This window comes from Blautia sp. KLE_1732_HM_1032 (genome assembly GCF_025147905.1).
Lineage (GTDB): Bacteria > Bacillota > Clostridia > Lachnospirales > Lachnospiraceae > Blautia_A > Blautia_A fusiformis.
Genome location: NZ_CP102266.1, coordinates 2,326,310 through 2,347,872 on the forward strand (window position 1 = coordinate 2,326,310; position 21,563 = coordinate 2,347,872).

Annotated in this window: 17 protein-coding genes; 1 reads left to right on the plus strand and 16 read right to left on the minus strand. The window is 44.7% G+C overall.

Annotated elements, in window-relative coordinates:
* Positions 1-2: 2 nt before the first annotated feature.
* Together NQ489_RS11155 and NQ489_RS11160 are read right to left on the minus strand one after the other, a co-directional pair.
* Positions 3-674 carry an ABC transporter ATP-binding protein gene (locus NQ489_RS11155; protein WP_015524653.1) on the minus strand — a complete coding sequence of 224 codons (672 nt, stop codon included), beginning with the start codon at positions 672-674 and terminating at the stop codon, positions 3-5.
* Positions 671-2,113 carry an efflux RND transporter periplasmic adaptor subunit gene (locus tag NQ489_RS11160; RefSeq protein WP_021650386.1) on the minus strand — a complete coding sequence of 481 codons (1,443 nt, stop codon included), beginning with the start codon at positions 2,111-2,113 and terminating at the stop codon, positions 671-673. The genes NQ489_RS11155 and NQ489_RS11160 overlap by 4 nt, the downstream gene beginning before the upstream one ends.
* A gap of 218 nt (positions 2,114-2,331) precedes the next feature.
* Here NQ489_RS11160 and NQ489_RS11165 point away from each other — a divergent pair, with 218 nt between their 5' ends.
* Positions 2,332-3,465, plus strand: a complete 1,134-nt coding sequence (locus NQ489_RS11165) for a hypothetical protein (protein ID WP_021650385.1) — start codon at positions 2,332-2,334, stop codon at positions 3,463-3,465.
* Between the two features lie 84 nt (positions 3,466-3,549).
* Here NQ489_RS11165 and NQ489_RS11170 read toward each other — a convergent pair whose 3' ends face one another.
* The 14 genes from NQ489_RS11170 to NQ489_RS11235 form a co-directional block, all read right to left on the minus strand.
* Positions 3,550-4,305: a sulfite exporter TauE/SafE family protein gene (locus NQ489_RS11170; protein ID WP_021650384.1), complete on the minus strand. Its 756-nt coding sequence runs from the start codon at positions 4,303-4,305 to the stop codon at positions 3,550-3,552.
* Between the two features lie 6 nt (positions 4,306-4,311).
* The gene (gene aspS, locus NQ489_RS11175; RefSeq protein WP_015524642.1) at positions 4,312-6,111 is read right to left on the minus strand and encodes an aspartate--tRNA ligase; all 1,800 of its coding nucleotides are present in this window, start codon (positions 6,109-6,111) and stop codon (positions 4,312-4,314) included.
* 77 nt (positions 6,112-6,188) lie between these two features.
* Positions 6,189-7,442: a histidine--tRNA ligase gene (gene hisS, locus NQ489_RS11180; RefSeq protein ID WP_044960670.1), complete on the minus strand. Its 1,254-nt coding sequence runs from the start codon at positions 7,440-7,442 to the stop codon at positions 6,189-6,191.
* Positions 7,375-8,010: an HD-GYP domain-containing protein gene (locus tag NQ489_RS11185; RefSeq protein ID WP_021650382.1), complete on the minus strand. Its 636-nt coding sequence runs from the start codon at positions 8,008-8,010 to the stop codon at positions 7,375-7,377. The genes hisS and NQ489_RS11185 overlap by 68 nt, the downstream gene beginning before the upstream one ends.
* Positions 8,011-8,031: 21 nt before the next feature.
* Positions 8,032-9,561, minus strand: a complete 1,530-nt coding sequence (gene hemZ, locus NQ489_RS11190; RefSeq protein ID WP_021650381.1) for a coproporphyrinogen dehydrogenase HemZ — start codon at positions 9,559-9,561, stop codon at positions 8,032-8,034.
* Positions 9,533-10,162, minus strand: coding sequence for an MBL fold metallo-hydrolase (locus NQ489_RS11195; RefSeq protein ID WP_021650380.1), 630 nt, complete (start codon positions 10,160-10,162; stop codon positions 9,533-9,535). Before NQ489_RS11195 ends, hemZ begins: the two co-directional genes overlap by 29 nt.
* Positions 10,163-10,184: 22 nt before the next feature.
* Positions 10,185-12,509 (minus strand): RelA/SpoT family protein, encoded by a 2,325-nt coding sequence (locus NQ489_RS11200; RefSeq protein ID WP_015524639.1) that lies wholly within the window; start codon positions 12,507-12,509, stop codon positions 10,185-10,187.
* Positions 12,510-12,587: 78 nt separating this feature from the next.
* Positions 12,588-13,112 carry an adenine phosphoribosyltransferase gene (locus NQ489_RS11205; RefSeq protein ID WP_021650378.1) on the minus strand — a complete coding sequence of 175 codons (525 nt, stop codon included), beginning with the start codon at positions 13,110-13,112 and terminating at the stop codon, positions 12,588-12,590.
* Between the two features lie 202 nt (positions 13,113-13,314).
* Positions 13,315-15,033 carry a single-stranded-DNA-specific exonuclease RecJ gene (gene recJ, locus NQ489_RS11210; RefSeq protein WP_021650377.1) on the minus strand — a complete coding sequence of 573 codons (1,719 nt, stop codon included), beginning with the start codon at positions 15,031-15,033 and terminating at the stop codon, positions 13,315-13,317.
* A gap of 167 nt (positions 15,034-15,200) precedes the next feature.
* Positions 15,201-17,624, minus strand: a complete 2,424-nt coding sequence (locus NQ489_RS11215) for a protein translocase subunit SecDF (protein WP_021650375.1) — start codon at positions 17,622-17,624, stop codon at positions 15,201-15,203.
* 15 nt (positions 17,625-17,639) lie between these two features.
* The gene (scfB, locus tag NQ489_RS11220) at positions 17,640-19,004 is read right to left on the minus strand and encodes a thioether cross-link-forming SCIFF peptide maturase (RefSeq protein WP_021650374.1); all 1,365 of its coding nucleotides are present in this window, start codon (positions 19,002-19,004) and stop codon (positions 17,640-17,642) included.
* A 143-nt stretch (positions 19,005-19,147) separates the two neighbouring features.
* The gene (gene scfA, locus NQ489_RS11225) at positions 19,148-19,288 is read right to left on the minus strand and encodes a six-cysteine ranthipeptide SCIFF (protein WP_015524633.1); all 141 of its coding nucleotides are present in this window, start codon (positions 19,286-19,288) and stop codon (positions 19,148-19,150) included.
* 82 nt (positions 19,289-19,370) lie between these two features.
* Positions 19,371-19,721: a TIGR04086 family membrane protein gene (locus NQ489_RS11230; protein WP_021650373.1), complete on the minus strand. Its 351-nt coding sequence runs from the start codon at positions 19,719-19,721 to the stop codon at positions 19,371-19,373.
* A 56-nt stretch (positions 19,722-19,777) separates the two neighbouring features.
* Entirely contained in the window at positions 19,778-21,502 is a 1,725-nt protein-coding gene (locus NQ489_RS11235; protein WP_021650372.1) for a hypothetical protein, read from the minus strand.
* Positions 21,503-21,563: the final 61 nt, after the last annotated feature.

Genomic DNA, 21,563 nt, shown 5'->3' on the forward strand with positions numbered 1-21,563 from the left:
TATCACCTCTTTTCCTGCAGCTCACCGTCACGGATCATAACAACCCGTTTGGCATGTGCCGCGATCTCCGGGTCATGTGTGATCATCAGCACAGAAACTCCCTCATCGTTCAGCTTCTGAAACAGTTCCATAACCTGTGCTCCCGATTTCGTATCCAGTGCCCCGGTAGGCTCATCTGCAAGCAAAAGCTTGGGATTGTTTACGATCGCTCTTGCAATAGCCACTCTCTGCATCTGTCCTCCGGAAAGCTGGTTGGGCTTAAAATCCACCCTGTCGGCAAGGCCTACACGCTCCAGAGCTTTTCGTGCACGTTCCCGGCGCTCCTTTTTGGGAACCCTTGCATAATTCAGCGGCAGTTCCACATTTGTCAGCGCACTCTGCCTTGGAAGGAGATGAAAGCTCTGAAATACAAATCCGATCGTTTTCAGACGGATATCTGACATCTCATTCTCTGTACATTTGGCAATATCTTCTCCATTCAGGAGAAAAGTTCCCTTGGTAGGTTTGTCCAGGCATCCGATAATATTCATCAGTGTAGTCTTTCCGGAACCAGAAGGTCCCATGATCGCCACATATTCTCCCTCCTCCATGGAAAAATCTACATCTTTCAATACAGGTACCGTCATTTTCCCCTGTTGATAATCCTTATATATTCCTTTTAAATCCAAAATCATTCTGTCGGCGCTCCTTCCATCGGAACAAGGTCATCTCCCGAAGAAATATCGTCTGTCGCATCCATCATGTCACTGTCGATCGCTCCATCTTCGATCATTTCAGGCTCTGAGCCATCACTTTCCGTGTACGCAGAATCATCAATACTTTCATCATCCTCGGAATCATCCCACATCGCCGCTGTAGTCTGATCTGCAGTACCTTCTGTGACAGACATACCTTCTTTCAGCTCATCTGTCGGAAATGCGATCTTATCTTTTTCAGAAAGTCCGTCTGCGATCTCATATTCCCCAAGATCTTCATCATACTGTCCTAATATGACATCTCTCTTCTCCAGCTTGTTCTGACCGTTTGCGATCCAGACATATGGGCTGTCTGTATCCGCATCCACGATAAAATAATCGTTCAGCCAGATACCGGACTTCTTCTCATCCTGTCCTTCGTCCGGTTCAATATACACATGCTGCCCCAGCATCAGACCCTCAGATGAATCCAGATTCACATAAAACGGATAGGTACTGGATGATGTCTGATCATCACTGGCACTGGACATTCCGAACATTGCCATATCCGAACTGCTGTTGCTGGTAGAATTATCCAGGTCAACAGAGCCCATGGTGCCCTTCCAGGTTTTTGAAGAATCCACCCTGGAACGAATGATCACAGGAGTTCCCTCTATGATCGAATCACGGTTTATTTCATTTACCGTTCCCTTTACACGATAAGCACCTGTACTCAGGATCGTGATAAATGCATTGCCGGAGCTGTTTCCGGAACTGGAATCTGTGGAATCCGTCGTGCCTTCTGTCAGCGTATCCTCCACGCCCTCAGAATCATCACCGCCCATCTTGGAGGTATCGATCTTCTGGATCACTCCATCGATCTCACTGCGCACCTCGGTATTCTGCGTTGCCTGGGAAAGCTTATCGATCTCTGCCTGTTTGCTTTTCTGATCATATTCATTCTTCTTGAGATTCATTTTCTGTGTTTCGATCTCTATTGTATAGGAAAGCTGATTATCTGCTGTAGCTTTCTTTTTCTCAGCTTCCAGTGTGGTGATCTGATCAGATATACTTAACTGTTCGTTTTTCAGGCGGTCCAAGGCCAGCTGTGCTTCCTGAAGACTTTGCTGGATACTTCCAAGATCATACTGAAAAAGAAGCTGCCCTTTCTTGACTTCCTGACCGGTCTTTACCTGAACTTCTTTTACCTTTCGGCCGCTTTCGATCTTTACCTGAACCGTTTCCTGCGGTTCCACAACACCTGCATATCGGTTTTCCACTCCGGAATCCATTTCCGAAAGCTTGCTTATCTTTGTTACATATACAATATCGCTGCCTCCTGCGGACCCTGCATGATGTGTATAATAATACCATCCACCGGCTCCGATACCGGCTGCAAGTACAAGGACTCCAAGTGCGATCAAAATACGTTTTTTCATATCTGTCCCCTTTTCTCAGCATCGTACTGAAACTATCTGTTGCTTCAAACATCATAGCAGATTCACTCTAAAAAGAAAAGTCCCTGAAGAAAACGATGCAGATTTCACAGATTTTTCATAAAAAAGTCTCCTTTTTCTCCATTTTTGCGATATTTTGACTTTCGGTACTTTATCTGCTAAAATGTTGTAATATAACTTTTTTGAAAGGAAAGAACAATATGAAGACAGTGAAACATCTGCTGGCTTTCTTGATGATCATTCTTCTCTCAGTTTTTTTATGTAGCTGCTCCCAGTCGGCCAAAGCTCATGCGGAGAAGGCGATCAAAAAAGATCTGGATCTTCTTAAAAATCTGGACTCTGAAACAACCATGCAGTACATATCCTATCAGGAACTGTTTCCGGATTCTGATGACAGCACAAAGCTTTCTGCTGACATAAAAGAAGTATTTTCTCTCTTCTTTCAGAATTTCGATTACAAAATCCTGGATATATCCGTTGATAGCGACGAAAAAAATGCTTCTGCGCAGCTTAAGCTTACTACTCTGGATGCTGAAGCTCTTGCCAGTGATTTTGTTTCTGCAAGCCTTCAGGAAGAAATACTGGAAACCGCCTCCGGTAAAGAAAATGATAACGGAAATTCCCTGGAGCAGCGTTATCTGCTCCTGTACAAGCTTCTCAAGAATAACACGTACAGTTCTGTAGAACGCAATACTTCCATCCAACTAAACAATCTTGGATCTTCTTCAGAACCTGACTGGGAGATTACGCACAGTTCCTCTCTCGAAAATGATCTGGTCGGTGGCCTTATCACCTATCTGTCCGATCCTGATCTTGTGCCGCCTGCCGAAACGCTTACCGTCTATCTGAAAACGCTTCAGGAAATGGATGTAAAGCAGATGGCTAATTATTTAGGGCTGGATTCCATTCTGAACACTTCAGATTCGGCAAAAAACGCCATTGCCTCTGCCCTTATGGAACAGTTTCACTCCTGTTTTAACTACAAAATATCAAGCACCTCTGTTTCCGGATATCTTGCTGAAGTGGACGCAGAGCTTACCACATTTGACAGTAATTCCATTCTTACACAGTACGAAAAAGAATTGAATACTTATCTGGCTTCTGCTGATGCAGTGATCGACGGTTCCCAGAAGCGTTACAACAAATCACATGAACTGCTTCTGGACAGTATCAGGAATAATCAGGCAACCATAACTGCCACTGCTACCTTCCATCTCACAAACGATGGTGCATCCTGGAAGCTTGAGAATGCAGGTACCGAACTAGGCAATGCCATCTTCGGAACTCTTACCGCTTCACCGGTTCCTGAAGATTCTACCGAAGATAACGAATAAAGAATAAAAGCTAGAAAACCCGTGAATATCTGCTTTCTCTGACAGGAAAGCGTGATCTTCACGGGTTTTTTATATTCTTCTTTTTTATATTCCGGATATGATCTTTATAAAAAGCAATGCAAGGACTATAAGAATAATAGGCCGTATGATCCGGCTTCCGTTTTTCATAACCATACCTGCACCGGTATAATGTCCTGCGATCGAGAACACTGACGCTGCAATTCCAAGCATGATCACAATCTTTCCGCTGAGCAGAAATACAACAAGAGCCGCTACATTAGAAGAGAGGTTGGTAACCTTCATGGTACCGGAAGCTTTTGCCACACTCATTTTTCCCAATCCTGTAAACAAAAGCAGGAGAAAAGTTCCTGTTCCTGGTCCATAAAATCCATCGTAGCATCCTACAGCAAGAGAGCATACGGCACAGAGCAGGATCTGTTTTTTTCTGGCGATCTCGCCACCCTTCTCATCCATATTTTTCTTGCGCAGCACATAAAAAGCAACCACCGGAAGAACCGGGATCAGCATATAACGCAGGAGCTTATCACTGGCTATAAGCGCAAGGTGAGCTCCTATGGAAGATCCCAGGAGTGCCATTGGAATACATGGAAGCACCAGGATCCAGTCCACAAATTTATTTTTGCACAGACGGACAGTTGAGATCAATGTTCCTGTTGCTGATGACAGCTTGTTGGTGGCAACAGCATTATGTACAGGAACTCCGGCCAAAAGATAAGCAGGCAGGGAGATCAGTCCTCCCCCGCCTGCTACAGCATCTACAAATCCGGCAAGAAATACAAGTGGACAAACGATCAGAAATGTATAGATTGTCGGCTGCATGATCTTTTATTCTTCCTCTTCTTTCTGCGGCTCAAGGTCAAGTCCCAGCTCATGAAGCTGTGCCTCACTTACCTGGCTAGGAGACTGAGTCATCAGACAGGAGGCATCCTTAACCTTCGGGAATGCAATAACATCACGGATCGTATCTGCCTTTGCCATAAGCATAACAAGTCTGTCAAGGCCATATGCAAGTCCTGCGTGTGGCGGAACTCCATATTTGAAGGCATCCAGAAGGAATCCGAACTGCTCATGTGCAGCTTCTTTTGTGAAGCCAAGTGCCTCAAACATTCTTTCCTGAATATCATCCTGATGGATACGCACGCTGCCGCCGCCGATCTCATTTCCGTTAAGAACGATGTCGTATGCTTTTGCACGAACCTTTCCCGGATCTGTGTCAAGAAGCGGAAGATCCTCCTCCATAAGCATGGTGAACGGATGGTGCATTGCTGTAAAACGGTTCTCCTCCTCGCTCCACTCAAGAAGCGGGAACTCTGTTACCCATACGAAACGATACTCATTTTTATCTAAAAGATCCATCTGTTTTGCAAGCTCAAGACGGAGTGCTCCCAGTACATCGTATACCAATTTTGTCTTATCTGCTGCAAAAAGAAGAAGATCTCCTGGCTTGCCGTCCATAGCTTTTACAAGAGCATCCATCTCTTCATCTGTCATAAACTTGGCGAAAGAAGACTTTCTGGTTCCGTCCTCTGCAATGGCAATATATGCAAGACCTTTTGCACCATAACCTTTTACGAACTCAACAAGCTTATCGATCTTCTTTCTCGGCATTGCGCCCTGACCTTCTGCATTGATACCACGAACACTTCCGCCGTTCTCAAGCGCACCTGTGAACACACCAAATCCGCAGTCTTTTACGATATCACTGACATCATGAAGTTCCATACCGAAACGCATATCCGGCTTGTCGGAACCAAAACGATCCATAGCTTCCTGCCAGGTAATTCTCTGGATCGGGAGTTTTACATCGATATCCAGAACTTCTTTGAACAGGAATGCAAGATATCTCTCGTTAACATCGATAACATCGTCTACATCAACAAAGGAAAGCTCCATATCGATCTGTGTGAACTCCGGCTGACGGTCAGCACGAAGATCCTCATCACGGAAGCATCTTGCGATCTGGATATAACGATCAAATCCAGAGCACATCAGAAGCTGCTTGTACAGCTGCGGAGACTGTGGAAGGCCATAGAAGCTTCCCGGATGAACACGTGATGGTACCAGATAGTCTCTGGCTCCCTCAGGAGTACTCTTTCCAAGCATCGGTGTCTCAATCTCAAGAAATCCCTCTTCTGTAAAGAACTGTCTTGTAAGCTGGGCAACCTTGCTCTTCATCATGATATTTCTCTGAAGATCCGGTCTTCTTAAATCAAGATAACGATATTTAAGTCGGATCTCATCTTTTGTCTTGCTATTCTCCTCGATCGGGAATGGAGGAACATCTGCCTCAGCAAGAACACGGAGGGATTTTACACGAAGCTCGATCTCGCCAGTTGCAAGATTCTCGTTTACTGCTCCTCCACGTTTCTCTACGGTACCGGTTACAGCAATAACAAACTCACTACGCAGTTTACCTGCTTTTGTAAAGCCTTCCTCGTCAATGCTGCCATTCTCAAAAATCAGCTGCATGATCCCGGAACGGTCACGAAGATCCACAAATACAAGACCTCCTTTATTTCTGGCTTTTGCCACCCATCCCATTAATGTTACTTCTTTTCCGACCATCTCTGTGGTCACTTCTGCACATCGGCAAGTTCTGTGCAGTCCCTGCATGCTTTCAGCCATCTCTTTATCCTCCTCTGACTATTTTTTTCATAGTCATTTTAATTTACTCTGCTATCTCCGTTTTCAGACGGGCAGTTTCAGTCTCTGTTGAAAAATTCTACATACTCTGTATAACCATCTGCTGCCAGCTGGTCTTTCTGGAATTTTTTGTTCTTTTTCATGATAGAGATATTGATCTGTGTACCTGCACTTCTTTCCTCAGTTGCCTGTTTCAGGATGTTCAGAAGCTTGTCTGCCGGCATGTTCTTCTCGATCAGATATGCTTTCTTGCCATTCTTGGTTGGAATCTCATAGCCTCTCTCAAGAAGCAGCATAACGATTCTCTCAAATCCAATGGAGAAACCACAAGCACAGGTATTATTTCCTGTAAATTTACCGATCATCTCATCGTAACGTCCGCCTCCACCGACGCTTCCGCCGAACTCATCCATGGAAATCTCAAAGATCGGACCTGTGTAATAGGACATTCCACGTACCAGTGTAGGGTCAAAGGACATTTTGAAGTCTGCTGTTTTTACAGATTCTACAGTGTTGATGATCGTTTCAAGATCCTCTGCAATACCTGTTTCCAGAACATCAGAAAGTTTTTCTTTAATATAACGGACGCCCTCAACATCGTTGGTGATCTCACGGAAAAGTCCAAGATAAGTGTCAATGCTCTCTTTCTCAAAGCCCTCTTTCTCAAGCTCCTCTGCAACTCCCTCGATGCCGATCTTATCCATCTTGTCAAGAATAATAAAGACAGTATCAAAGCTCTCTGCCGGGAATCCGCTGTACTGAGCCATTGCCTTCAGGATCCTTCTGTCATTGATACGGATCGTAAAGTTCTGAAAATCCAGTTTTCCAAGAAGCGTTGTAGTTGCAAGTACAAGCTCGATCTCAGCAAGATAGGTCGGCTCACCCAGGATATCGATATCACACTGCATAAACTGACGGAAACGACCTCTCTGCGGACGGTCAGCTCTCCATACATTTCCCATCTGAAGTGCCTTAAACGGAGCCGGAAGCTCGTTTGCATTATTGGAGTAATATCTGGAAAGCGGTACGGTCAGGTCATAGCGAAGTCCGGAATCTGTCAGATCATTCTCTGTTTTTGCAGTATCCAGTTTCAGTTTCTCGCCTCTCTTCATGATCTTGAAGATCAGCTTTTCATTTTCACCGCCCTGCTTGCTGCAGAGATTCTCAATATGTTCTACACAGGGAGTTTCAATTGCGGAAAAACCAAAGGTTCCGTACGTCTCTCTGATCATATTCATCACATAGTTACGGATTGCCATTTCCTTCGGTAAAATGTCCTTCATTCCTGTAACCGGTTTCTTTTTTAATGCCATAGTTTCCTCCTTTATGAATCACCCTCTGAAATGCAAGAAACACCTGCATGTCAAAGTTTTTAATCTCATCGATCATCAGTCTTAAAACTTCATCATTTTCCAGAGCTTTCCGATATGGTCTGTCCATACTCAAAGCCGCATATACATCACATACTCTCAGGATCCTTGCACCCATAGGGATATCCTTTCCGCTTCTGTTGCTGGGATAACCGCTGCCGTCAAAATTCTCATGATGATAAAGAATACTTTCCAGAACATAATCGGAATATCCCTGGTCTTTCAGGATCTCGTAACCTAATGTGGAGTGCATGCGAACATATTTCAGTTCTTCAATGACCATCGGATTCTGCTCTTGGCCATTAATGTATCCTTCCAGTTTCAGCTTGCCTATATCATGGAGCATTCCGGCAATAGCCAGCTGATAACATTCTTTCTCACCAAGACCAAGCTCCTTTGCCACATCATAGGCAAGGTTACTGACAACAACCCCATGCTTCAGCTCTGCGGAAAGATCCATTTCCAGAATCCGGTCCTGCGTAGTTTCACTTATCTTCTGTACGCTTTTCAAGGATCCGTCTCTCCTTTCCGTCTACAGCCATTTTGCAATGCCCTCGCGTTTTCTCTCGATCATTTCATCGATGCGTGTGATATAATTGACAACATCCTTCACATTCTCCACACGCTCAATGCGCTGTCCGTGATCAAACACAAGCTTGGAGGAACCACCTGCACCCAGTGCGATGATCGGCTGCTTTTCCTCCATAATCAGTATATTGTAAATCCCTGCTTTGTCAACCTCAGAATACCCGACGTTCTCAAAATTCCCCTTCATATTCTTCTGTCTGTACAGATAATAAGGACCCATTCCCATCTCGTAGGCCGTTTTCATAGTCAGATTCATGATCTCCTGATTGTTTTCAAAGGTCATCTCCTGGTATTTATCACGGAAAATATTCAGTCTTGCCGCACGCTTCACAGCAAGAGAATGCACGGTCAGGCTGTCCGGCCCGAGAGCTTTTACCTCGTCCAGTGTATGCTGCACTTTTGTGATATCTTCGCCGGGAAGACCCACGATCAGATCCATATTGATATTGTCGAATCCGGCTTTTCTTGCCAGATGAAACGCATTCTTTGTCTGTTCTACTGTATGACGTCTGCCAATGATATCCAGGGTTTCCTGATTCATGGTCTGTGGATTTACAGAAATCCTGGTAACCGGAAACTCCCGGATCGCCTGAAGCTTTTCCAAGGTTATACTGTCCGGTCTTCCTGCCTCAACCGTAAATTCTTCCAGCTCCTCACAAGGAAAATATTCCGTGATCGCGCCAAGAAGTCTCCGAAGCTGATCCGGCTCCAGTGTGGTAGGTGTTCCCCCACCGATATAGACCGTATCCAACTTCCGGTTTTTCATCATCCCGGAAACAGCCCGGATTTCCTTTACCAGCGCGTCCAGATACGCCTCCACATATTTACGCCATCTCTCCAGCGGATAGGAACTGAATGAACAGTACAGACAGATACTCGGACAGAAAGGAATGCCAACATAAAGGCTGTAACCGTTTTCATAATCAATGTTTTTCAGGATATCCCGCTCACGATTTGCGATGGTAACTGCAAGAGCTGTTTTCTCCGGACTTACCAGATACTGATCTCTCATATATCTGGCGATCTCCGTATTTTTCATTCCGGACTCCAGCATTCCCATAGCCATTTTCACAGGACGGATGCCTGTAAGATTTCCCCAGGGAAGTGTCTTTCCTGTAGTTTTGGAAAGCATCTGATACAGAGCGTATTTGATCGCGTCTTTATTTTTTCTGCGGATATCATGGGCATCATTGCAAGAAATAAGGGCATCCGAAGCTTCTCCACTGGATTGCCCTTCTATCACAGCCCCATGAGCTGTTTTTTTCTCTATTCCGTTGTTGTAACTGATGGTATAACCTTCTTCATCACGTGAGACCCGGAAGCGGATATCATAATCCGCATCATCCTCTTCATAAAGAGAAACGATCTCATTTCCGGGATAAAACGCTTTGATCAGTTCATACACATCATGCTCAAAATCTCTGTTCTGAAACAAAATGCCAATCTTATACAAATGGATTATACCTCTTTTCATAACCAATGGTTGTGGATGCGTCATGCCCCGGAAATACTTCTGTATCCTCCGGCAAAGTATCCACAAGCTTGTGAAGGCTTCTTACGATCTCAGCAGAACTTCCGCCAGGAAAATCAGTTCTTCCTACAGAGCCGCAAAACAATGTATCTCCGCTGAAAAGCACACCTTCGTCTTTGATATAATAGCAGCAGCTTCCTTTGGTATGTCCCGGTGTGTGGAACATCTGGATGGAAAATCCTGCCGCTTCGAAAATCTGCCCGTCATCCAGAAGAACATCCGGCTTAATTGAACAGGCACTTCCATAAACAGCAGTCATATTTATCGTGGGCTCTGCCAGCATCACTTCTTCCTGCATGCATGCATAAACCGGGATCTGATATTTTTCCTTCACTTCCTTTACAGCCATGATGTGATCAAAATGACCATGTGTCAGAAGGATCCCCACCGGTTTTCCCTGCATAAGAGATACTTTCTGAAAAACTTTTTCTGCATAGTCTCCCGGGTCTACGATCAGCAGTTCTCCGGTCTCTTTATTTTTCAGAAAATAGCAGTTGGTAAACACCTGGCCCAGCACACACTGCTGCATTTCAAGTTTACTCATAAAAATTCCTCCGTTTATCGGGTCAGCCCGTTGTTCGCTCTACATCAAGAACACTTTCAACCTGACGGATCTTTTCGATCAGAGAATTCAGTTCCTGTTTGCTGCATACATTAAAGGACATGGAAATCGTGGCGCGTTCCTGCTTGTTGGTACGGCTGTTAATGGAACGAAGATCGATCTTCCTCTCTGTAAAGATCTTGGAAATATCCACCAGAAGTCCGGTACGGTTATTTGCATAAACCTGGATCTCCGCTTCGTATTTCTCGGAATCCGCTCTGTCCGGCATCTGCCACTCTGCTTCAATGAGACGTTTCCGGTCAATCTCAGGCATGTTGAGCACATTCACACAGTCTGTACGATGAATGGTGATCCCTCTTCCTCTTGTTACAAAGCCTACGATCTCATCTCCTGGGATCGGACTACAGCATTTGGAAAAACGAACTGCCACATCATGAATGCCTTTTACTACAATGCCACTCTTACTCTTGGCAATGTGAAGCTTCTCCTGTGATTCGGAAGCTGCCTCCAGGACCTGTTCATCTGTAAGATTCTTCTTATGCTCCCTCTCATAGGCTTCTACCAGCTTGTTAAACACCTGACCTTCTTTCAGGCCGCCATGTCCGATCGCTGCCAATACAGAATCCCAGTCTCGGAAACCATATTTATGCATTACCGATTCCATATACTGTGGCTTGGTATATATGCCTGGTTTAAAGCCCTTGGTCTTGGCATACTGATTCAGCATGTCCTTACCCTTCAGGATATTATCTTCCTTCAGTTCTTTCTTAAACCACTGGTTGATCTTATTCTTAGCCTGTGTGCTCTTTACGATCTTCAGCCAGTCACGGCTGGGGCCCTGAGAATTTTGGGATGTTATGATCTCAATACGATCACCGTTTTTGATCTTATATTCAATAGGAACAAGTTTGCCATTGACCCTGGCACCTACCATCTTGTTTCCTACTGCACTGTGCACGCTGTATGCAAAATCAATAGGTGTGGAACCATTGGGAAGTGTTTTTACATCTCCCTGGGGAGTGAAACAGTAAACACTGTCCGCAAAAAGATCCAGATCATTTTTCAGAAGACTCATGAACTCCCGGTTATCGGACATGTCGCGCTGCCACTCCAGGATCTGGCGCAGCCAGTTCAGCTTCTCTTCCTCACTCTTTCCAGGTTTCTTACCATCGGAAGTTTCCTTATATTTCCAATGAGCTGCAATACCGTATTCTGCAGTTTTATGCATTTCAAATGTACGGATCTGGATTTCGAAAGGCTGTCCGTTAGGACCAATAAGCGTTGTATGCAGAGACTGATACATATTGGCCTTCGGCATTGCGATATAATCTTTAAATCTGCCGGGGATCGGCTTGTACATCTCATGGATAACACCAAGAGCTGCATAACAGTCCTTCACAGTATCTACAATGATGCGTACAGCAAACAGGTCATAAATCTGATCAATGGTTTTATCCTGATTGACCATCTTCTTATAGATGCTGAAGAAATGCTTCACGCGGCCATCCACCTGTGCCCTGATATTGGCATCCTCCATATGCTGCTTTACCTGTTTCACGATAGAATTAACAAATTCCTCACGGGCACTTTTGCGAAGAGCAACCTTTTCTACCAAATCATAGTAAACATCCGGCTTCAGATACTTAAGAGAAAGATCATCTAGTTCCACCTTGATCTTGGAAATACCAAGCCGCATCGCGATGGGAGCATAGATATCCATGGTTTCTCTTGCTTTCTCCTGCTGTTTCTCTGGTCTCATATACTGCAGGGTACGCATATTATGAAGACGGTCCGCAAGCTTGATCAGGATAACGCGGATATCCTTAGCCATTGCAAGGAACATCTTTCTTAAATTCTCAGCCTGAACCTCTACCTTGTCCTTGGAATAGGACAGCTGTCCCAGCTTGGTAACACCATCTACCAGAAGCGCTACTTCAGAACCAAATTCCTTTTCTACTTCTTCATACGTCATCCAAGTATCTTCTACCGCATCATGAAGAAGACCTGCCACTATGGTCTCCTTATCCAGCTCAAGATCCGCAAGGATGATCGCAACACAAAGAGGATGAATGATATAAGGTTCACCGGATTTACGTTTCTGATCCTTATGTGCCTCACTGGCCACTTTATAGGCCTTTTCAATCATGGAAATATCTGTAGACGGATGATATTTCTTCACACTTTTTATCAGCTCCTGATAAAGAACCTCAGGGCTTGTAAAATCATGCATGGATTTCACCGCCGCATCTGCCTTCCGGACAGACTCTCTTTTTTCTTCTTCCTTCTGTATCTCAATGTTTTGTTTTTCCGTGTTTTTTGTCTCTGCCATTAAATCCCACCTGCCTGTGCACAATTTCATACTGCCGTATGACTACAACAGTTCACATCCCCTTCCACCGACAAAAAATCATTTTCCGTCGTAACAGATCACAGATGCCACATTATAACCTTTGAGACGCTCACGTCCCTTCAGACCTGCAAGCTCCATAAGGAAAACCACCTTGACAACCTCGCCGCCAAGCTCCTCCACAAGCTTGATGGCTGCTTCCACGCTTCCGCCCGTAGCGATCAGGTCATCCACAATAACAACCTTCTGTCCCGGCTTGATGGAATCCTTATGCATCTCGATAGTTGCACTTCCATACTCCAGCTCATAGGTTCTGGAAACGGTCTCACATGGAAGTTTTCCTGCTTTGCGGACCAGAACAAAGGGTTTGTGAAGATTATATGCGATCGGCATACCAAAGATAAAGCCTCTGGATTCAAGACCTGTGATCACATCGAACTCCTCACCCTCCAGACAATCCTGCATAGAATCAATGGCAAGCTGTAATCCATCCGCATCCTGAAGGACGCTGGTAACGTCACGGAAAATAATCCCTGGCTCTGGAAAGTCCGGGATACTTCTTACATATTCTTCTATTTTTTTCATAATAACCTCCAATGATTTAATTTGTCAATCAGATGTTAGATAGTATAGCACTTTTTCTGTAGGGAATCAATGTGCAACCCGACAGAACTCGCGGAATTACGACAGGCCCTGGACTGCATATTGCCCAGTACAGAGCCTTCTTTCCTGTTTTACAGTCAATTACTCGCTGTCAGGATCTGCATTTTAGTGATACCTTCTCCTGTTATTCTGTAATATAATTTCGGATTACGATCTGTAAGGTCTCTCTTCCCTGATAACGGTTGATCTCAGGATAATATGTGACCGCAATACTTCCACAGTTTTTTATTCTATCAACAAATTCATCTGCTTCTCCAAAATATACTGCTTCCACTACACAGCCGGTACTGTCTGACAGCTGAAGCTTTGCCACATTCCTATTTTTGCCAAGAATACGGCTGCTTAAAACCCGAAGTCCCTTCTGTGCAAAAATCGGTTTGGTATTTCCCTTTCCAAAAGGCTCCAGCAGGGATATCTCTTCCACAAGTTCCTTATTTATATAGGAAACCGGCATTGGCACATCGATCAGGATCTTTGGAGCCAGATCCTTTTCTGTCAGAGTACAGTTTTCGTTTAACCGTCTGCGGAACTCTTCCACATTTTCTTCTTTAATAGATAATCCTGCCGCCATAGGATGACCGCCATACTGTTCCATCAGATCTCCGCATTTTACCAGTTCCTCAAACATGGAATAGCTTTCTATGGAACGTCCGCTGCCTTTCACCATTGTTTCACCTTTCGTCAGGACAAAGACCGGTTTATTGTACTTTTCCCGGATACGTCCCGCAATAATTCCGGCCAGGCTTTCGTGACAGTCCGGTAAATAGATCACAAGAACCCTGTCCTGTCCGATTTCTGTCTCTTCCACAATACGGATCGCTGCTTCCTTTCCCTCTTCTGTGAGAGCTTTTCTGCTTTGATTCAGCGCAGTCAGATCACCGGCAAGTTTTGCTGCTTCATCTTCCGTCTCCGCACAAAGTAGTTTCAGGGAACGTGCAGCGGTATCCAGTCTTCCACTGGCATTGATACATGGTCCCAGCACAAACCCTACATGATAGGCAGTGATCGGCCCATCCTCCAGGCCATTGGCACGGATCAGTTCACGGAGACCTTTGTTAGAAGTGTGGGAAAGTCGTTTTAGGCCTTCCTTTACAAGGATGCGGTTTTCACCCTGAAGATCCATCACGTCTCCCACCGTGGCAATGGCTCCTAATTCCAGAAAATCTTCCAGCTCTTTTTCCGGAATCCCGCATGCCTCATAGAGAGCTGTCACCAGCTTCAACGCAACAACTGCTCCGCACAATCTTTTCTCCGGATAATTACAGTCCGGCTGTTTTGGATTTACAATGGCATCAGCCGGCGGAAGGATCAGTTCTCTTCCATCTTCCGTTTCTTTATAGGGAATTTCATGATGATCGGTTATTATCACCATCATTCCCTTCTCTTTAGCCATAGTGATTTCATTGTACGCCGCAATTCCATTATCACAGGTAACAATTACGTCAATCCCATCATTCGCTGCTCTTTCGATCAGGTGCTCATGGATTCCATATCCATCTGCCACACGGTCCGGAATATATGTATCTGCCAGAGCTCCTGCACGCTTCAGTCCTTTGATCAGAATGAAGGTCGATACTACCCCATCAATGTCATAATCGCCTATAATACGGATGCGTTTTTTTTCCTTTATTTTATTCCGCAGGATCTCCACTGCCTTATCCACATCTTTCATCAAATGTGGAGAAGCCAGTTCGTCCACCTTTCCATAAAGATATCTGCGAATTTCATCCCTGTCCTGTACATCCCGGTTTCGGATCAGTCTGGCGATCACCGGATCAATTCCGAACTCTTTTCCAATTGCCGCAAAGTCCGCCCGTTTTGCAGCAACAACCCATCGTTCCATGTTGTTTCCTCCTTGATGCTTTGCCGCTTTCTTTCTTCAAAGCAACACAATAACCGTATTGTAACTCATACTCCTGCATAGCTGCAAGTTTTTTATGCCACACAAAAAAAACGTTCCGCCAGGAAATATTCTTTCCCGGTACGGAACGTTTCTGTTATTCAGCAATTTTATTCAGATTTCTCCTCATCATTCTGCTGCTTTGCTGCCTCCTGCGCTGCAAGGCGCTCGGCAACTCTTTTACGGTTTTTCTTCTTCGGCTGCTGAGCTGTCTGCTGTCCGGATGGCTGTTTTACCTTTTTCTCAGATTTCTCGGAAGAAATCTTTGCGGAAGCTGCTACAGCTGCCGGTGCTGCAACACGATTTTTTCTGAATGTTTTCATGGTGTACCACAGAGCACCAGTGATGCATACAGAAGAATATGCTCCACCGATGATACCTACCATCAGCGGTGCTGCAAATTCTTTAATTGAGGAAACACCCATTACATAAAGAATTGCAACCATTACAAATGTTGTCAGGGATGTGTAAATGCTTCGTGTCAGAGTTTCTGTAACACTGGTATTTACGATCTCTTTCAGTTTCTCATCCTCAACTTTCTTTCTGCCTCTCATATTCTCACGGATACGGTCGAAGATGACAATAGTAGCATTGATAGAATAACCTACGATCGTCAGCATACACGCAATAAATGTGTTTCCCACAGATGTTCTGGAAATAACATAAAACGCAAGTACGACCAGGACATCATGAAGAAGTGCGAGTACTGCACTGCTTGCAAAGCGGATATCCTTAAAACGGAACCAGATGTAAAGAAGCATGAAGATCGCAGCTACGATAACCGCTACGATAGCGTCTCTTCTCATCTCATTGCTGACAGTAGCGGAAATATTCTCCGATGTGATCAGACTTGTATCTACATCAAAATTTTCCTCTAATGCCTTATTCAGTGCTTCTCGTTCCTTAAGATCCAGAGAACGTGTTTTGATCACTACCTGATTGGTTCCCTGCACCTTGGTCGGCTGTACATTCTTATCACCTGTCACTGCCTCAACAACCGGTGTTACCTCGGAATCGATCTCCTTGATATCCATCTCTTTATTGAAGGTTACATTGGTAGAAGTACCGCCGGAAAACTCCAGACTGTAATTCATGGCTTTGTCACCGATCACATTACTGTGGACCAGCATTCCTACAGGTCCGCAAAGGATCAGGATAATGGAAACAGCAAAGAAGATTTTTCTCTTTCCAACGAAATCCACAACCTTACGTTCCTTGGCAATGCCATAGAATTTCGGGTCACGAACACCAATTGCGTATACCGCATTAATAACAAGCCTGGATATAACCAGTGCTGTAAACATGGAGATCACGATACCCATTGCCAGCGTGTAGGCAAACCCCTTAACAGAACCGGAGCCAAGCCACATCAGCACACAAGCCGCGATCAGTGTTGTGATGTTTCCATCAAAAATAGCGGAAAACGCTTTGCCGAATCCACTTTTGATCGCTGCATGGACAGAAAGGCCTGCCGCGATCTCCTCACGGATTCTGGCGTAGATGATAACATTGGCATCCACTGCCATACCAATGCCCAGGATGATACCTGCAATACCCGGAAGCGTAAGGGTGATATCAAAGGCATTCAGTGTGATCAGCATTAAGGTTGTATAAAGAACCAGTGCAACAGATGCAACCAGACCTGGGATACGGTATGCGATGATCATGATCAGCATAACGATCACAAGACCGATCGCTCCGGCTTTTACACTTGTTGCGATGGCTTCTTCACCAAGCTGTGCAGCAACTACGCTGGAACGAAGCTCGGTAAGCTCAAGACTTAAGGAACCGATTCTTATGTAAGAAGCAAGATTCTGTGCCTCTTCTGTACTTGCCATTCCGGTGATCTGAGCTTTTCCGCCGGAAATCTCCTCATTTACATTCGGAGCGCTTAAAACCTGATCGTCATATACGATTGCGATCTGCTTTCCAACATTTGCCTTGGTAGCTTCCGCAAATTTGGTTTTTCCATTCTTTGTAAGAGTCAGACTGACTGCATATTTCTGGGAGCTTGTGGATGAATCCTGATAAGCACCTCCCTCAGCGTCTGCAACGTCTGTACCTTCCAGCACAACAGATCCGGCTTTCTGGATATCCTCAATACTTCTTGCAAGAACATATCCACTCTCACTGTTTCCTGTTGTAAAATTCTGGTTTCCGTCTGCATCTGTCTGATCGATAAAATACAGAGAACCTGGCTTTCCAAGTTCTTCCAGGATCGCATTTGCATCTGATACTCCTGGAATCTCAATGGTGATACGGTTGGAACCTTCCTGATATGCCTGTGCCTCAGTACTGTACTGAGAAACACGCTGCTGCATCTTGTAAACAGTATCGGACATGTCTTCCTTGCTCGGATTGCTGTCCTTAGCCTGGTATGTGATGCTGACACCGCCGGCAAGATCAAGTCCGGTGTTGATATTCTTAGCCGAACCTGTTCCTGTAGGACCAATGCCTACCGCAGCCACATAGCAGAAGAATACTGTGACAATTGCTGTCAGAAGCAGCACTGCAATTCCTCTACTTTTCTTCATTTTCTTTTTCCTCTCTTATTCCGCCAAAGCGGCTTTTATCATGATAGCGCACTCCACACGCTTCCTCTGGAGTTCGCATCCGATCTTATAATTTCCCCGGATATCTCCGCCGAAATGGTAACCATTTGCCGCACAGCCGCCGCTGCAGTAGAATCTGGCAAAACAGTCTTTACAGTCCGGTTTCGTATAGACGTTACATCTTCCAAAGTCTTTTACGATTTCAGGCTTTGTGATTCCCTCGTCTACATTACCCATAAGGTACTGTTCCTCACCCACAAACTGGTGACATGGATAAAAATCTCCCCACGGAGTAACAGCCAGGTACTCGGTTCCTGAGCCGCATCCGGAAAGTCGTTTGTATACACACGGACCACCGGTAAGGTCTATCATAAAGTGGAAGAAGTTGAATCCTTTTCCCTCTTTTTCTCTTTTGATCATTTCTTTTGCAAGAATATCATACTGTTCCAGGATCTGTGGGATATCCTCCTCACGGATCGCATACTCTTCTGTATCTGCTGCCACGACCGGCTCAACAGAAATCTGCTTGAAGCCAAGATCTGCCAGATGCAGAACATCCTGAGAGAAATCAAGATTATGATGAGTAAAGGTTCCTCTTACATAATACTTGTCCTGATTTCTGGATTCCGCAAATTTCTCAAATTTCGGCATGATCAGATCATAGCTTCCTGCACCCTTACGGAACGGGCGCATGTAGTCATGAACTTCTTTTCTACCGTCCACGCTTAAGACAACATTTCCCATTTCCTTATTGCAGAATTCCATCACCTCATCATTTAAAAGAACGCCGTTGGTTGTCAATGTGAAGCGGAATTTTTTGTTATGAAGTTTCTCCTGTTCTCTTCCGTATTTCACAAGATCCTTTACAACCTGCCAGTTCATAAGAGGCTCGCCGCCAAAGAAATCCACTTCCAGATTCTTTCTGGAGCCGGAATTAGCGATCAAGAAATCCAACGCTTTTTTTCCTACCTCAAAAGACATCAGCGCACGTCTTCCGTGATACTCTCCTTCTTCTGCAAAACAATATCTGCATGCCAGATTACAGTCATGAGCAATATGAAGGCAAAGAGCCTTTACAACGGTCTGGCGGTTTTTGGTAAATTCATCAATGATATTCTCATAAATATCTTTTGTAAAAAGCATTCCCTGTTCCTGAAGCTTCTTACATTCAGTTACAGAGGTTTCCACATCCTCTTTCTTAAAACGGTCGCCAAGCTTCTCAGCAATGGCAGCCACTTCCATGCCTTCTTCAAGATACGGCAGCACCTCATAGGTTACTTCATCTACTAGGTGGATACAGCCGCTGTTGATATCCAGCACAATATTATATCCATTACTTTGATAACGGTGAATCAGACTCATCTTCCCGCAATCCTTTCTAAAATTCTTTTATAACCCGACAAAACGCGCCCTCCGGCGCGTTTTGCTGGATACCTGTTACTTTCAGATAAAACAAGTGAAGCAGCGGATTTCCCGCTGCTTTCCACTCATTCAACGGCTGCTTCTTATTTATGCTCGCAGCTCTGGTTTCCTACTGTACAGGAAGTCTTGCAAGCAGACTGACAGGATGTCTGACATTCGCCACATCCACCCTTCTTAACCGTGTTCTGAAGGTTCTTTGTATTTAATGTCTTGATATGTTCCATGATATATCCTCCTTTATGTATTCTATTCTTCGCCTAGTATAGCATAAAATCATCGATTTTCAAAGCATTTTTTTGTAAGCTTTTACGACAGCATCCCACCAATGGCTCCGCCACCAAGACACATGAAAAAAGTAGTCAACGCATGGGCAAAGGTCATATCCCATTTCCCCTGTGCCAGAAAAGATACCAGAAGCAGCAGAACATAATAGGAAAGCCCGGTAACGATCCCCCATATATATCGGTCTTTCCGTATGATCTTTCCCGCCATAAAACCTCCGACCAGGCAGGATACTACATAAATAATAATGATCCCCACCGCCGCCGTTCCTCCTCCAAATTCAAACTGAAAGAGCAGAAACGCCAGTATCAGAAGAAAAAGTCCTGTCACTCCATAGGCTAGCAGCAATGATCGTAATATTGCTTTTCCCTTCATAAAAAAGCCCTCCCACAGTCATTATATGGGAGAGCTTTTTCTCTTATTCGTATTCATTACTTCTTTCTTTTCTTAAAAAACACTGCTACACCAGCTACAACTGCCGCTGCCACAAACAAGATCACAAACGGAAGGATCTGAGTGTTATCTCCGGTATTTACCTGTTTCTTAGATGTTGTTGCAGAAGACTGTTCTTCAGCCTCATTCTCCGCCGTATCACTGTTCTGAGAAGAAGACTGTTCCTGATCTGTGCTATCTGAAGTCAGATTCTGAGATGTCTCTGCCGTATTGGTGTCTGTACTGTCTGTTTCTGCAGAATCTGCAGTACCTGAAGATGCAGTATCCGAAGATGAAGCATCAGCTGCAGGTGTAACCGTTGCACCTGTATTGCTTTCAGCATCTGGCCCTACCAGAGATTTACTTCCAGCGATGCCAAATGGGCTGAATGAATGTGTACTGAAAGTCATTGTATCACCATCCATGCTTGGAATGATGGTCTCCATTGCGCCATTATCAAGAAGGTGTTCAATCGAATATGTATAGCCGGCCTTTACAGGTACAGTCACACTGATATACTCCCCATCCGGAATTTTATACTCTGTATTATTCTGTGTATCCCAGAGTTCAAACTCATAGGATTTAAAGATTGTTGCATCTTCTTCATTGGTAAACTGATAGTCCTCACCACCAGAAACACGAAACTGTACATACCACGGAAGATCGATTCCTGATACAGTTATTCCATCACAAGTATGATTTTGAGACGCAATTTCCTCTTTTTCTGTTTCTGTCAGATCGGTAGCTGCATTCTGAGGGCGTTTATCCTCTGTATCATCTTTCCTGTCAAAAATATTATCCTTGTTTTCTTCAGTATCAGGAGTCTCCGTAATTTCCGGGATCGCGGTAATTTCAGCATCGTTATTTTTTTCATGATTCTCATCGTCTCTATTCTCAGATGCTGCATCAGGATCCATACCATCTTCTGCCGCCGGAGTTATCGTTACAGCAGGAGTTTCCACAGCTTCTGCTTCTTCCCCATCCTGAGTTTTATTATCCTCAGATGGTGCAGCTGTTACCTCCGGAGCTTCTGTTATCTCCGGATCCCTTTTTTCCTCTCCACTGGCATCTGCTGCATCTGTTGTATCTGAAGAATCTGAAGAAGACTGCTCCGTTTTTCCTGTTGTCTCCGGATCTTCTTTATTTTCCTGAGCACTGTCATCCTGCAGACCTTCGTTCTTCTCCTCATTCTCTGCAGTGCTGTCCTCTGTTTCTTTTACAGAAGTATCTGCATCATTCTCATTGACGTCGGTTCCATTTTCCTCTTTATCATCGGTTCCATAGGATTCTCCTGAATCTGAATCAGAAGAATCGGAGCTTTCCTCACTTCCGGAATTTTCCTCTGTACTGTCAATGCTGCTGACCACAACTGTCACGGAACCTGTAAGTGTTCCTGAATTACTGTCCCACCCCGGAAGGCCTGAAAGGTCAGCACCTGCAGCAGGTTTGAACACTACCCCACAGGATTGCACACGTTTGTCCGGAACATAAGAACTATCTGCCCAGGAAAGAGTTCCATACGCATTAGATGGGAGCGCAATGTTAGCAAGAGCTGTAGGGCTGTCAATAGTTATATTATCCGGGATCACAGCACCGGATTCTATACCTGAAGAGTTCTCCGCATATGCCGGAAAGGTCTGTCCTCCGATCAGTGTCATGGACAATGCCGCTGCTGCCAGTATTGAAAAGCTTCTGCTAAATGTAATCTTTGTGTTCTTTTTCATAATAATCTGCACCTCTATATTCAAAATCTAAGATTCATATTTGCCTTTTGTCAAAAAATTC